We start from the raw sequence: 12,357 nt of genomic DNA on the forward strand, positions 1-12,357 counted from the left end.
CCAGCCCGTAGCCGACTTGCCCAGGAATGGGCGACCCGTCAGGAAGCCCCGATCAGTCGCTGAAGAGGCTGCACTGCACGGCACCCGCCGCGAGACTTGCGGCCACGCCCGCGATGCCGCCGGCAACTCCGGCGCGCACGAGCTTCGGGCCGACCTTCTCCGCGACCTCGTCCCACTTCTTGTCGCGGATGAGCTCGGCGATCTCGCCGCTGACGATGCCGGAGATCAGTCCGATGACACTGTTCTCGACCATGCAGTCCACGAACGCGTTCCCCGTGGATGCGGCGCGGGCCTGGGATGACTGCAATGCCTGCGGCCCAGCGCCCTGCGCACGCGCCGCCTCGAGCGAGGCACCGATGTCGGCGGCTTCCTGCTCGCCGATGATCGATGCGGCCTTCTCCTGGTCGTAGGAGACGACGCCATCGGGCCCGAGGATGAGCGCCTCTTCGAAGAGGCTCTCGAGGGTCTGCGCCAATTCGGCTTCCTGCCCCTGCGTCATCGCACCGGACGATGCCGCCGTGAACGTCGTCGTGCTCGGCGAAGCTGTTGCGGTCGTGGGAACGAAGAATGCAGCAGCGAGCGTCGCGGCCGTCGCGCTCATGACCAACCTGTTGCGGACCTTCATGATCACTCCAATTCATCTTGTGCGTCGGGCGGGGGCGAACCCCCGCTTTCTGTGTGAGATTTCCTTGGTGGAGGTCGCGGTGACCTCCGGCAACAAGTCTTCCAGGCGGCATACGCCCTGCCCGAGCTCGGCGAACCGGTCGACGCGCTGGGCGAATCAAAGCGCGCGAAGAGCCGGAAGGCAGCGCGATCCAGGCAGCTCAGCAGGAATACTGCAGCGATTCTGCGCGTGCTCGCCGCTCCTGCCCACGTGCTTGCCAGGACCCTCTCAAGTGGGGCCCGGGCGTGTCACTCAGTCGAGGCGCACCGGAGCAAGCTCCGACCACACATCCCCCGGCCCCGGGTTCCCGGCAGCGGATGCGCCCCCGAGGTGCTTCGCGACGCCCCACACGGCGTTGAGGGCCGTCGTCACCGCACCCTCGGCCCAGCCCGCCGTGAACGAGATGTCGTCGCCCGCGAGGAAGATGCCCCGCTGGTGGTCGTCGAGCTCGTCCTGCACGAAGTGGCCGAAGAGGCGTTCCTGGTACCGGTAGTGGCCGGGCAGGTTGTTCTTGAACGCGCCCATGTAGTTGGGGTCGGCCTCCCACGACACGGTGATCGGCTCCCCCACGATGTGCGCGCCGATGTCGAGGCCGGGGTAGATCTTGTCGAGCGAATGCAGCATGAGCCGCGTGCGCTCCGACGCGTCGAGGGCCAGCCACTTCAGGGCGTCGTCGTTCCACGTGTAGGAGAGCAGGATCACGGCGGGCTTGTCGGGGCCCTCGTCGATGAGGTAGGTCGCGCGGGGCAGGCGGTCGGTGAGCGTCATGCTCATGACGGGCTTCCCCGTCGCCGGGTCCAGGTCGCGCCAGAAGGGCCGGTCGACCATCACGAACGTCTTCGACGAGAGCATGTAGTGGCTCTTCTCGATGGCCGTCCACATCTCGGGCGTGAACAGCTCCTCGTCCGTATCGATGCGCGCCGACAGCAGCCACGACTGGCAGGTCACGATGGCGGACGCGAACTCCTGCGTGCGCCCCCACTTCTCCGTGATGCTGACGCCACCGTTCTGCCCGCGCTTGATCGCGGCGACTGCACCCCGCGGCACCCCACCGTGCAGGCTCGCGAGGCTCGTGCCCTCGGGCCAGTGCTCCAGTTCGGTCGGCTCGTGGTGCCACAGGTCGACGGGCAGCTTCTGCGCGCCGCCCACGATGCGGCGGTGCGCGTCGTCGGCGTTCGTGAACACGACCCGCAGGATCTCGAGGATCGAGTTGCCGAAGTCGGTGTCCCAACCACCCGTGCCGAAGCCCACCTGCCCGAACGCCTCGATGTGCTCGAAGCTGAGATCCCTGAAGGCCGCGCTCTCTGCCACGAATCCATAGAACGAACGGTTGTCGAACTTCTCGACCAGCTCGTTCCATGCGGCCTTCAGGGTCTCCGTATCGCGTGCGCGGATGGCGTCCTGGATGCGAACCAGGTCGGCCTCCTCCGTCAGCGCACGCTTCCACGCCTCCGCCACCTCCGTGAAGAACGGGGGCAGGTCGGCGGGAGTCTCGGCGTAGAACGAGGTGCCGGCGAGCTCGATGACCGTCGACGGCGTCACCTCCGCCAGCGGGTTCGGGAACGCCTGCGTCTCCAACCCGACGAGGTCGACGTAGTGGTAGAACGCGCGCCCAGACTCGGGGAAGCGCATGCCGCCCAGGTCGGCGATGACGCTCGGCGCCGCATCGAACGACCGCGTCTTGAGGCGTCCGCCGATGCTGTCCGCCTCGAAGATGACGGGCTTCAGCCCCATCTTCATGAGCTCGTACGCGGCGACGACACCCGCGAGACCGGCGCCGACGACGGCGACCTCGGTGCCGTGCATCCGCTCCGGCACCGAGCCGAGCCCGGCCGGGTGCGTGAGGAACTCGTCGTAGCTGAACGGGAAGTCCGGGTTGAGCATGGTCACCGGCTGGGAGTCCTGCGGCGTGGATGCGCCTTCCGCGCGCTGCGGGCCGCTCGGCATCGGGGTCGCGATGGTCACTTGTGCTCCTTCATGATGACGGGGGTCGCGGCGGTCGCCGCGTTGACGTAGTCGTTCTCGCTCATGGCGCCGACGATGGAGTGCTTCCGACCGTACGCGAAGTACAGGCCGACACCCACGAGCATCCACAGGCCGAACACCATCCAGGTGGTGCCGCCGAGCGTGACCATGAGGCCGAGGCACATGACGATGCCGAGGATCGGCACGACGGGGAAGAACGGCACCTTGTAGCTGCGCGGCAGCTCGGGGCGGGCGCGGCGCAGGTAGATGACCGAGAGGTTGACGAGGGCAAACGCGAACAGCGTGCCGATGCTCGTCGCATCCGCCAGCTCGCCGAGCGGGATGAACGCGGCGACGACCGCGATGATCGACCCCACGATGACCGTGCCGGCTACCGGGGTGCCCGTCGAGGGGCGCACGCGGCCGAAGATCTTCGGCACCATGCCGTCGCGCGACATGCGGAACAGGATGCGCGTCTGCCCGTAGTAGACCGTCAGCACGACGCTCGCGATCGCGATGACCGCGCCCACCGAGAACATGAGCGCGAGCAGCGGCTGGCCCGTGATGTCGGTGAGGATGCGCACGAACGCCGCCTCGCCGTCGTTGAACTCGGTCCACGGGAGCGCGCCGATGGCGGCGACCGCGACGAGGATGTACACGACCGTGACGATGACCATCGACAGGATGATCGCGCGCGGCAGGTCCTTCTGCGGGTTCTTCGCCTCGTCGCCGGCCGTGGAGGCGGCGTCGAAGCCGATGTAGGAGAAGAAGAGGCGGCTCGAGGCGGCCGCGACGCCGGCTGCGCCCATGGGGGCGAGCGGCTCGAAGTTCGCCGTCGTGAACGCCGTGAAGGCGATGAACACGAAGATGAGCAGCACGATGACCTTGATGGCGACCATGACGGTGTTCACCCACGCGCTCTCCTTCGCGCCGCGCACGAGCAGCAGCATCGCGACGATCACGAGCGCCGCGGCTGGCAGGTTGAAGAAGCCGCCGTCGAGGCCGATCGGGTTCGCGAGCGCCGGCGGGAGCGCGAGGCCGAAGACGCCGAGCGTCTCGTTGACGTACTGCCCGGCGCCGACCGCGACGGCGGCCACCGAGACGCCGTACTCGAGCACCAGGCACCAGCCGCACACCCAGGCGACGCCCTCGCCCATCGTCGCGTAGGAGTAGGAGTAGCTCGACCCGGAGACGGGCACCGAGCTCGCCATCTCGGCGTACGAGAGGGCCGAGAGCAGCGCGGCGAGGCCGGCGACGGCGAACGCGATCCAGACGGCGGGGCCGGCGAGCGGCACCGCGGTGCCTAGGATCACGAAGATGCCTGTGCCCAGCGTCGCGCCGACGCTGATCATCGTCAGCTGCCACATGCCGAGGGTGCGCTTCAGGCCGCCCTCGCCCGACTCGGTCAGGGACTCGTCGGTGAGCTGCTCCAGCGGCTTGCGGCGCAGCAGCTGCGTGCCGAGCGGCGTGCGTGACCGGCCGGCTGTGGTGGGTGGTGTCGCCATTGACGGTTGCCCTTCTTGGGTTCGGGACCAGCATGATCAGGGATCGATCGGCGCTGTCCAACTGCGCCCAGCAGTGCTGGGCCTGGCAATCGTATGGTCGCACCACGCAGTGCTTCCACGGGCGATATGCTCGGTTCGTCGCGAAGATGCGACAGAATGCACGGGAGCTCGCATGCCATCACCCTCGTCACCGCACGGCCAGATCTCACTCGCCCAGCTGCTCGCACGCCCCGAGCTGCACCTCGAGGTGCTCGTGCCCGGCGACCTCGATGTGAGCATCCGCTGGGTCGCGACGAGCGACCTCACCGACCCGACGCCGTACCTCCTCGGCGGCGAGTTCCTGCTGACGGCCGGCGTCGGGCTGCGCGATCTCGACCACGCGGAGCTGGAGGGCTACGTCGAACGGGCCGTCAGCGCCGGCGTCGTCGCGCTCGGCCTCGGCATCGACCCGGTGTTCCACGAGGTGCCACCAGCCCTCCTCGAGGCCTGCACCGCAAGCGACCTCACGCTCGTGCGCATCCCCAACGACACCCCGTTCGTGGCCGTGTCGCGCACCTTCGCCGAGATGACCGAGCTGCGGCGAGTGGATGCGCTGCGCACGCTCGCCGACGCGACCCGCCGGCTGCTGCGCGCCGCATCCGCGGACCAGCCCGAGACGGCCGTGGCGGCGGCGCTCGCCGAGCGGCTCGGCTCCTGGGCGGCGATCGTCGGACCAGGCGGCGCCGTGCGCGCGCGGGCCGGCCAGGTACCACCCGCGCCCGTGCTGGGCGCCCTCGCCGAGTCGGCAGACCAGACGAGGGGCGGACCGGCCGCCTACCCGCTGCGCAGCCTCGGCGGGGCCGCCCTCGGCACGCTGCTCGTGGAGGCCGCTCCCCCGGCGGGCTCGACGGCGCACGCGTTCCTCACGACGGCGCACGGCATGCTCGAGCTCATCGCGAGGCAACGCACCTCAGGCAGCGTCGCGCCCGGCCAGCTGCTCGTGCCGCTCCTCCTCGAAGCCGACGACGTGTTCGCGCGCCCGGACGGCGGCCCGGACACCGAGCTGTGGCGCGACCTCCTCCTGCAGGCGGCCGGCGGAGACGCGCGCGCCCGAACCCTCCGGGTCGTCGTCGCCTGCGCGCCCTCCACCCTCAAAGACGCGAGCGAGCTGCACCGCTGGCGCAGCCTCTTCGACACGAAGCTCGTCACCATCTCGGCCGAGCACGCCACCGTCACCCTCATCACCCGCCTCGACGTCACGGAACGGCGCCTCACCGCGTTCCTCGACGAGGGGTGGAGCTTCGTCGTCGGCCGGCCCGTCACGGCCGAGCAGCTGCGCGCATCCGCCGCGGAAGTTCGCGCCCTCGAGCGGCGAGCGAGGGAAGACGGCGGGGTGGTGCGCGTCGGCGCCGACCTCGCGCCCGTGCACTCGTTCATCGGCGCGGCCTCGGGACGTGCCCTCGCCGAGCGACGTCTCGAACCGCTCCTCGAGCTCGACGCAGAGGCCCGGAACGCGCGCCTCGCGCTGCTGCGCGCCTGGCTGCACGCGAACGGGCACTGGGATGCGACGGGCCGCGAACTCGGGATGCACCGCAACAGCGTGCGCCGCGGCATCGACCAGCTGCGGGGGCTGCTCGGGCTCGACCTCGACGACGCCCGCGTGCGCGCCGAGCTCGTCATCGCCCTCGAGTACGTGGAGTAACTACCCGGCGAACCACTCGGTCAGGACCCAGAGCAGCACCAGCGCTGCGACGACGATCGCGAACAACGGCGCCCCCGCCACGAGAACCTCACCGAAACTCGCCCCGCCTCGGTATCGGCGCCGCACGAGCACCGGGGAGAGCGGCTCGCTGACCAGCGTGACGCGGCACCCGGCCGAGCGGAGCGCATCCACGACCCCGAGACCATGCGGCGTGAACGCCGCGATCGTGTCGCCGCCGCCCCGCAGGATCACTCGCGCGGCAGATCCCGGTCCCATCCTCGTCGGAAGCAGCAGGCGCTCGACGACGACGACCTCGTCGATGACGGCGAGCGGGATGACCCGCCCCCTGCGCCGAACGGCGTTGATCACGAGACCGGTCTTCTCGACCCTCGCTTCGACGAACCGGCCGAAGAGCACCCCGCCCACGGCGAACGCCACGGCCCCGAGGATCGCCAGGACCGCGCCGCCCACCGAGCCCTGCGCCCACGGCCCCGCGGCAGCCTCGACGAGCGCGAACCATGCGAGGCCGACGAGCAACGCAGCGGCGGCGACGACCAGAAACCATCGCCCAGCCCGTACCGACATGCGGCCCCTCCGTTCTGCCCGCCGAGCGTGCCCCGAGTCGGGCTTCTCCGCCCCGCGCAGACGGCGGTCGGCCAGCCGCACGAGCAAGCCACCAGGGTAGCCCGCGCGCCACCGCAGGCGCCCGCCGTCGCGGTAGGCTTCGGGCACGCTCTCCCAGCGCGCAGCACCGCACCTCAGCGAGACCAGTGCTCGCCGAACGCACCGCTGCATCACTTGGCCTGAGCCGAGGTGCCCTCGACGTGACCCGTTCCATCGATGCCCGAGCAGCACGCATCCCGCTTCGCGCGACGCGAGGCGATGCCCTGCGCCCGGCCCTCCTGCTCATCGCCGTGCTGGCGCTCGCCCTCGGCGGCGTGCAGCTCGCCGTCGGCGTGGATGCGCCCGTCCCGTTCTGGGTGCCGCTCGCCTTCACCGCCGTGTTCTTCGTCTGGACGGCCGCCGGCGTCATCGCGTGGTGGCAGCGCCCCCTGAGCATGGTCGGCGGCCTGCTGCTCGTCGGCGCGATCGCCATGTTCCTCGGCGGGGTCGGCAACCTGGGGCTCCCCGTGCTGGTGGAGCTGAGCACCATCTTCGCGACCCTCATCCTCGCCGTCACGGTGCACCTGCTGCACGCCTTCCCGTCCGGACGTCTGCAGGGGCGCGTCTCCATCGCCACGGTCGCCGTCGGCTACGGCGTGACGCTCCTGCTGCAGATCCCGCTGTACGTGCTCCCGCCCGACACGCTCCCGCACCTCGTCGGAGTCTGGGTGCAGGCGTTTGTCGGCCTCGGCGTCATGGGGGTCACTGCGGCCCTCCTCATCCGCCGCCTCCGCTCGGCCGACCCGAAGAACCTGCGCGTCCTGCTCCCCCTGTACCTGTACGGCATCCTCGCGGTGCTGAGCATCCCCCTCTCCGCGAACGTGCTGCGCCTCCTCGGCGCGCCCGGCGAGGTGATCGGCTCCATCCAGCTGGTCGTCATCGCGGGCATCCCCATCGCCTTCCTCCTCGGCGTGCTCATCGGCGGTTACGCCCAGACCGTGGAGGCGGAGGTGCTCAGCGCCTGGCTCAGCCTGGCCGGCTCCGCGCGAACCGTCGTCGGGGCGGCGCTCGCCCGCTCGCTCGGCGACGACTCGCTGCGGGTCGCGTACTGGGCAGAGAACCGGCAGGTGTTCGTCGACGAAGCGGGCCTCGACGTGGAGGTCCGCGCCCAGTCGACACCACGTCAGTGGCAGGAGGTGCACGTCGAGTCCCGACTGGTCGGCGCCATCACCTACGACGAGCGGATGATCGCAGACCCGGAAACCGTGAGCCGAGCCGGTCGTGTGCTCGCCATCGCGCTCGACCGCGAGCGCCTCACCGCCGCGCTCCTCGCGAGCAACGATGCGCTGCAGCAATCAAGACTCCGCATCGTGGAGACCGCCGACCGCGAGCGCAACCGCATCGCCCGCGACCTCCACGACGGCCTGCAGGTGCAGCTCGTGCTGCTCGCGCTCGAGGCCCAGCAGATCGCGAACTCCGGTGACGCGCATCCGTCGACGGTGACAGAGGCGACCGCGCTCAGGCACCGCATCGACACGGCAGCCGCCGACCTCCGCCGCCTCGTGCACGCGGTGCTGCCGTCGGCGCTCGTCGAGCGCGGGCTGACGGCGGCCGCCGAAGACCTCGTCGATCGCCTCGAGATCCCCGCGAGCCTCGTCAGCGACGCCGACGACAGCACATTGGCCCCCGCGACGTCGCAGTCGGCGTACCTCATCATGGCCGAGGCCCTCACGAACGCCGTCAAGCACTCAGACGCGCGCACCGTGAACGTGCGCATCGCGCAGCGAGGCGCGCTGCTCAGCGTGACCGTGAAAGACGACGGCCGTGGCGGGGCACGGGTCGAAGATGGCACCGGGTTGAAGGGGCTCGTCGACCGGATCGACACCCTCGGCGGCTCCTTCGAGCTCGTCTCGCCCCTCGGATCGGGAACGGAAGTACGGGTGGAGCTGCCATGCGGGTCGTGATCGGCGAAGACGAAGCGCTGCTGCGCGAGGGGCTCAGGCATGTCCTCAGCAACGACGGCTTCGAGGTGGTCGCTGCGGTCGGCACCGCCGTCGAGCTCGAGGTCGAGGTCGCGCGGCTCGCGCCCGACCTCGTGATCACCGACATCCGGATGCCCCCGACCTTCACCGACGAGGGACTCGTCGCTGCCCTCCGCATCCGGCAGGCGCATCCCGAGGCCGCCGTGGTCGTGCTGTCACAGCACGTGCAGCGGCGCTACGCGAGCGAGCTCATCGGGCAACGCGACGGTGGCGTCGGCTACCTGCTCAAGCAGCGCATCGCCGACGTTCGGGCCTTCACCGCCGATCTGCGCCACGTGCAGGCGGGCGGCACCGTGCTCGACCCCGACGTCGTGGCCGTGCTCCTCGCGCGGGCGACGAAGATCAGCGGGCCCGTCGGGGAGCTCACGCCCCGACAGCTCGACGTGCTCGGGCTCATGGCCGAAGGCCGCAGCAACAGCTACATCGCCGCGCGGCTCGGTTCCTCCGAGAAGGCCGTCGTGCACCACACCTCCAACATCTACGACGCCTTCGACCTGCCCGTCGCTGCCGACGACCACCGCCGAGTGCTCGCGGTCGTCCGCTACCTCGCGGCCGCCGGAGACGTGGATGCCGGCGGCGGGCGCTGAGGCTCACCCGCGGGTGCCACGCGAAACGCCGACGGGCATTCTGGAACCACGATTTGTAACACTCGCCCGTTTCTGGGCATGTAGGTGATGTGAGCCCGAACAGACTCGAACCCAGCCGCGCGGAGCGCTTCTCGGCGCTGTACGACGACGCGTACGTCGACGTGCTGCGCTTCGTCACCCGCCGCACCAGCCACGAGGCGGCCGAGGACGTCGCCCACGAGGTGTTCCTGACCGCGTGGCGGCGCTTCGACACGGTGCCGACCGTCCGGGACGAGGCTCGCGCCTGGCTGCTCGGCACGGCTCGCAACTGCCTGCTCCGCGAATGGCGAGAGCACGGGAAGCGCGACGCGCTCGGCGTGCGCATCGCGGACGCCGAGCAGGCCCGGACGCCGGACCTCGAATCGCTGGCCGCCGATGTGCGCCTCGACCTCTCCGCCGCCTGGAAGCGGCTCGACCCGAGCCACCAGGAGGTGCTCTCCCTCGCGATCTGGGAGCAGCTCCCCTCCGCACTCGCCGGATCGGTGCTCGGCATCAGCGCGCAGAGCTACCGCGTTCGCCTCCACCGGGCGCGCGCCGCGCTCCGGGAGCACCTCGAGCGCGCCACACCACCACGCACCAGCCCCTCGACCGTGACGGAGCAGCAGGCATGAACGTCGACGACGAAACCCTCAAGCGCCTGCGCGCACTCGATGTCGCGCCGCGCACATCTCTCACCGACGCCCAACGGGAGGTGGCCGCGGCCAGGAAGGCGAGCATCCTCGCAACCGACCCGACCGATCGCGAGGGCGCGGCCGCAGGTGCATGTGCAGCTGGCGCTGGCGCACTCCAGGCACCCTCGCGGCGATCCCGCAGGAGCCGCACTCGACGGCGCCTCGCGTGGGGCATCGGCATCGTCGCAGTGACGGGCGCAGCCGTGGCGGCACTCGTCGTCGCCGCGACCACCTACCTCGGCAACCCGGCCCCCGTCGTCGGCACCACCCCCATCGCCACTACTTCACCGTCACCGCTCGAGGCATCAGCACAGCCGCGGCTCACCGAGGCCGAGGCCATCGCCGGGTGCGTCGACGCATGGCGCCCCGATCCGGACGTCCAGTCGACGGAACAGTACGAGAGCTTCTACGTGAACGACAAGTCGATCACGAACGTCGTCGACGGCGAATGGCAGATCACCCTCGTGCCGACGCAGCAGATCGAAGCGGAGTGGAACCTCTACTGCACGTCGTCCGACGACCTCGTGATCATCTACACCAATGGCTACGACGATTGGCCGACGATCGACGAGACACAGACCACAACGATCGGCGAGACCGTGCTCCTCGCCGCCAGCGAAGCACCTGAGACGATCATGGAGGCACGAATCGGCGGAACGCTCGGGCTCAACGAGGGCGGCTGCTGGGTCGTGATCGAGAACGACTACGAGACCCTGTTGCAGTTCCCCTTCGGTTCCACACTGACGCAGGACGGCCGCGGAGTGGACGTTCCCGGCGTTGGCATTGTCGGCGAGGGCGACACCATCGGCGGCAGCGGCGGCATCGATTCCGCCCCTCCCGAGACACCCGCGATCTGCGGGGGTCCCGCACAACCCATGGCGTTCTGGCAGGCAGCCTCGTGAACCAGCCACTCGGAGACCGCGGGCTCGCACCCGAGCCGACGGGCCAGCGCCCCGCCGCCAGGAAGGCACCGACCACAGCTCGCGCCCTGTTCTGGACGTTCTTCGGCCTCGGGTTCGTCGCGATGATCCTCGCCTGGAACGGGTACGCGCTTGCCCAGTTCGAAGCACAGACGGAGCAGCCGAAGGCCCTGGCAGCCAACACGACGATGGCGGGGTTCGCAGAGCTGACGGGCGGCGTCCCGCTTGTGCTCGCTCACCTCGTAGGGGCGGGACTGCTCCTCCCGTTCGGCTGGCGCGCATGGCGGTGGAAAGGACTCGCGATCGGAGCGGCCTCCGTGGTGGCGGCCAGCGTCGTCGGCATCCTCTCGGGTCAGCTGCTCTGGGAAGGCGAGCTCTTCGAGCTGGGCATCACCAACACCTCGTACCAGCCGTAAGCCGGTCAGCTCGCGACGGGCGAGCTGTAGAGGGTGCCGATGAGCTGCTTCGCGATCTCGGTGGCGGGCCCTTGACCGTTCGCGGCCGGGGCGAGGTTCGCCCAGACGACGAGCGTCACGTCGGCGACCGGGTCGTAGCCCATGAAGGAGTTGAAGCCGGGGAGCTCGCCCGTGTGGCCGTAGAACTGCCCGAAGTGGGCGATGTTGTAACCGTAGGACGGGTCAGCCGGGTTCTTCGTCGTGGGCTGGAAGCTGTCCATGCGCGCCTGCTGCATGTCCGGTTCCAGGATGTCGCCGCTCTTCCCGCCGAGCGCCTCCACCCAGTCGGCGAGGTCGCCCGCGGTGGAGATGCCGGAACCGGCCGACCACGCCCACGACGGGTTGTCGAGGGTGCCGTCGTTGGGCGTGAACGTGCCCTCCTCGACCTGCTTCATGAGGTCCGGCGGCAGCTTCGACGAGCCGATCGTGTTGACGTTGGTCCACCAGAAGTAGCCGTCGGAGTGCGGCGATGGGATACTGCTGTCCCCGATCTCGGGGAACGACGTCTCGTCGAGGCCGAGCGGCGTGAAGATCCGCTCGTCGTAGATCTCGGCGAGCGGCTTCCCGTCGAGGTCCTCGGCGATGAGCCCGAGGAGGATCGTGTTGGTGTTCGAGTAGTGGTAGTCGGTGCCCGGCTCGAAGTCGACCGGAAGAGGAAGCGCCATCTTGATGAGCTCCTCCGGCTCCCACACGCGGTCCGGGTCCTCATCCAGTGCCGTGTTGAGCTCGAGCGTCTCCGTGTAGTTGGCGAGCCCGCTGCGCATGAGCAGCATCTGCTCGATCGTGATGTTGTCGCCGTTCGGCACGTCGGGCCGGTACTTCGACACGGGGTCCGCGAGCGCGATCTTGCCCTCCTCCACAAGCTGCAGGATGACGGTGCCCGTCCACGTCTTCGTGTTGGAGCCGATGCGGATGTGGTCGTCGACCGAGACGGGAGTGCTGCCGCCGGGGCTCGTCACCCCGTAGGTCGCCGTGAACTCCCCCTCTGGCGTGCGCAGCAGCATCACGGCACCCGGCTGGCCGAGCTCCTCCGCGGTCTCCTCGAAGATCGCAGTCACGGCCGCTTCGTCGAACGGCTTCAGCGTGGATGTCGGTGCCTCGGTCTCCGCGGCCTGCGCCGTGCAGGAGACGAGGGCCAGGGCGGCGACCATGGCGGTCGCCGTGTACGTCGTTCTCTTCGCGATCGTGGACATGTGCTGTCTCCTCATGGATTGCGTGCGAACTC

General features: G+C 69.9%; 11 protein-coding genes. 6 read left to right on the forward strand and 5 right to left on the reverse strand.

Going from position 1 to position 12,357, the window contains the following annotated elements:
- Window positions 1-52 precede the first annotated feature (52 nt).
- The 3 genes from C5E05_RS14060 to C5E05_RS14070 form a co-directional block, all read right to left on the reverse strand.
- Window positions 53-625, reverse strand: a complete 573-nt coding sequence (locus C5E05_RS14060) for a hypothetical protein (protein WP_146080238.1) — start codon at window positions 623-625, stop codon at window positions 53-55.
- Between the two features lie 291 nt (window positions 626-916).
- Window positions 917-2,629 carry a flavin monoamine oxidase family protein gene (locus C5E05_RS14065; RefSeq protein WP_374953209.1) on the reverse strand — a complete coding sequence of 571 codons (1,713 nt, stop codon included), beginning with the start codon at window positions 2,627-2,629 and terminating at the stop codon, window positions 917-919.
- Window positions 2,626-4,134, reverse strand: a complete 1,509-nt coding sequence (locus C5E05_RS14070) for an amino acid permease (protein ID WP_104306428.1) — start codon at window positions 4,132-4,134, stop codon at window positions 2,626-2,628. The genes C5E05_RS14065 and C5E05_RS14070 overlap by 4 nt, the downstream gene beginning before the upstream one ends.
- Window positions 4,135-4,306: 172 nt before the next feature.
- On the opposite strand from C5E05_RS14070, the gene C5E05_RS14075 reads away from it, so the two are divergent.
- On the forward strand, window positions 4,307-5,815 hold the full coding sequence (locus C5E05_RS14075; protein ID WP_104342263.1) for a PucR family transcriptional regulator: 1,509 nt from the start codon (window positions 4,307-4,309) through the stop codon (window positions 5,813-5,815).
- Here C5E05_RS14075 and C5E05_RS14080 read toward each other — a convergent pair whose 3' ends face one another.
- Window positions 5,816-6,400: a hypothetical protein gene (locus C5E05_RS14080; RefSeq protein ID WP_104342264.1), complete on the reverse strand. Its 585-nt coding sequence runs from the start codon at window positions 6,398-6,400 to the stop codon at window positions 5,816-5,818.
- A 239-nt stretch (window positions 6,401-6,639) separates the two neighbouring features.
- Between C5E05_RS14080 and C5E05_RS14085 the strand changes: the two genes are divergently transcribed.
- The 5 genes from C5E05_RS14085 (at window position 6,640) to C5E05_RS14105 (ending at window position 11,093) form a co-directional block, all read left to right on the forward strand.
- Window positions 6,640-8,382, forward strand: a complete 1,743-nt coding sequence (locus C5E05_RS14085) for a sensor histidine kinase (protein ID WP_146081125.1) — start codon at window positions 6,640-6,642, stop codon at window positions 8,380-8,382.
- Window positions 8,370-9,047: a response regulator transcription factor gene (locus C5E05_RS14090; protein ID WP_104342266.1), complete on the forward strand. Its 678-nt coding sequence runs from the start codon at window positions 8,370-8,372 to the stop codon at window positions 9,045-9,047. The genes C5E05_RS14085 and C5E05_RS14090 overlap by 13 nt, the downstream gene beginning before the upstream one ends.
- 89 nt (window positions 9,048-9,136) lie before the next feature.
- Window positions 9,137-9,697, forward strand: a complete 561-nt coding sequence (locus C5E05_RS14095) for an RNA polymerase sigma factor (protein ID WP_104342267.1) — start codon at window positions 9,137-9,139, stop codon at window positions 9,695-9,697.
- Entirely contained in the window at window positions 9,694-10,659 is a 966-nt protein-coding gene (locus C5E05_RS14100) for a hypothetical protein (RefSeq protein ID WP_104342268.1), read from the forward strand. Before C5E05_RS14095 ends, C5E05_RS14100 begins: the two co-directional genes overlap by 4 nt.
- Window positions 10,656-11,093, forward strand: coding sequence for a hypothetical protein (locus tag C5E05_RS14105; protein ID WP_258064880.1), 438 nt, complete (start codon window positions 10,656-10,658; stop codon window positions 11,091-11,093). Before C5E05_RS14100 ends, C5E05_RS14105 begins: the two co-directional genes overlap by 4 nt.
- Window positions 11,094-11,098: 5 nt before the next feature.
- Here the strand turns inward: C5E05_RS14105 and C5E05_RS14110 are convergent, their stop codons facing one another.
- Window positions 11,099-12,325, reverse strand: a complete 1,227-nt coding sequence (locus C5E05_RS14110; protein WP_104342269.1) for a serine hydrolase — start codon at window positions 12,323-12,325, stop codon at window positions 11,099-11,101.
- Between the last annotated feature and the right edge of the window lie 32 nt (window positions 12,326-12,357).

The organism is Pseudoclavibacter sp. AY1H1 (assembly GCF_002931055.1).
GTDB lineage: Bacteria > Actinomycetota > Actinomycetes > Actinomycetales > Microbacteriaceae > Pseudoclavibacter.

Coding starts and splice junctions, on each gene's coding strand:
- C5E05_RS14110 (WP_104342269.1), bottom strand. CDS start 12,325: ATGTCCACGATCGCGAAGAGAACGACGTACACGGCGACCGCCATGGTC.
- C5E05_RS14080 (WP_104342264.1), bottom strand. CDS start 6,400: ATGTCGGTACGGGCTGGGCGATGGTTTCTGGTCGTCGCCGCCGCTGCG.
- C5E05_RS14070 (WP_104306428.1), bottom strand. CDS start 4,134: ATGGCGACACCACCCACCACAGCCGGCCGGTCACGCACGCCGCTCGGC.
- C5E05_RS14100 (WP_104342268.1), top strand. CDS start 9,694: ATGAACGTCGACGACGAAACCCTCAAGCGCCTGCGCGCACTCGATGTC.
- C5E05_RS14060 (WP_146080238.1), bottom strand. CDS start 625: ATGAAGGTCCGCAACAGGTTGGTCATGAGCGCGACGGCCGCGACGCTC.
- C5E05_RS14090 (WP_104342266.1), top strand. CDS start 8,370: ATGCGGGTCGTGATCGGCGAAGACGAAGCGCTGCTGCGCGAGGGGCTC.
- C5E05_RS14075 (WP_104342263.1), top strand. CDS start 4,307: ATGCCATCACCCTCGTCACCGCACGGCCAGATCTCACTCGCCCAGCTG.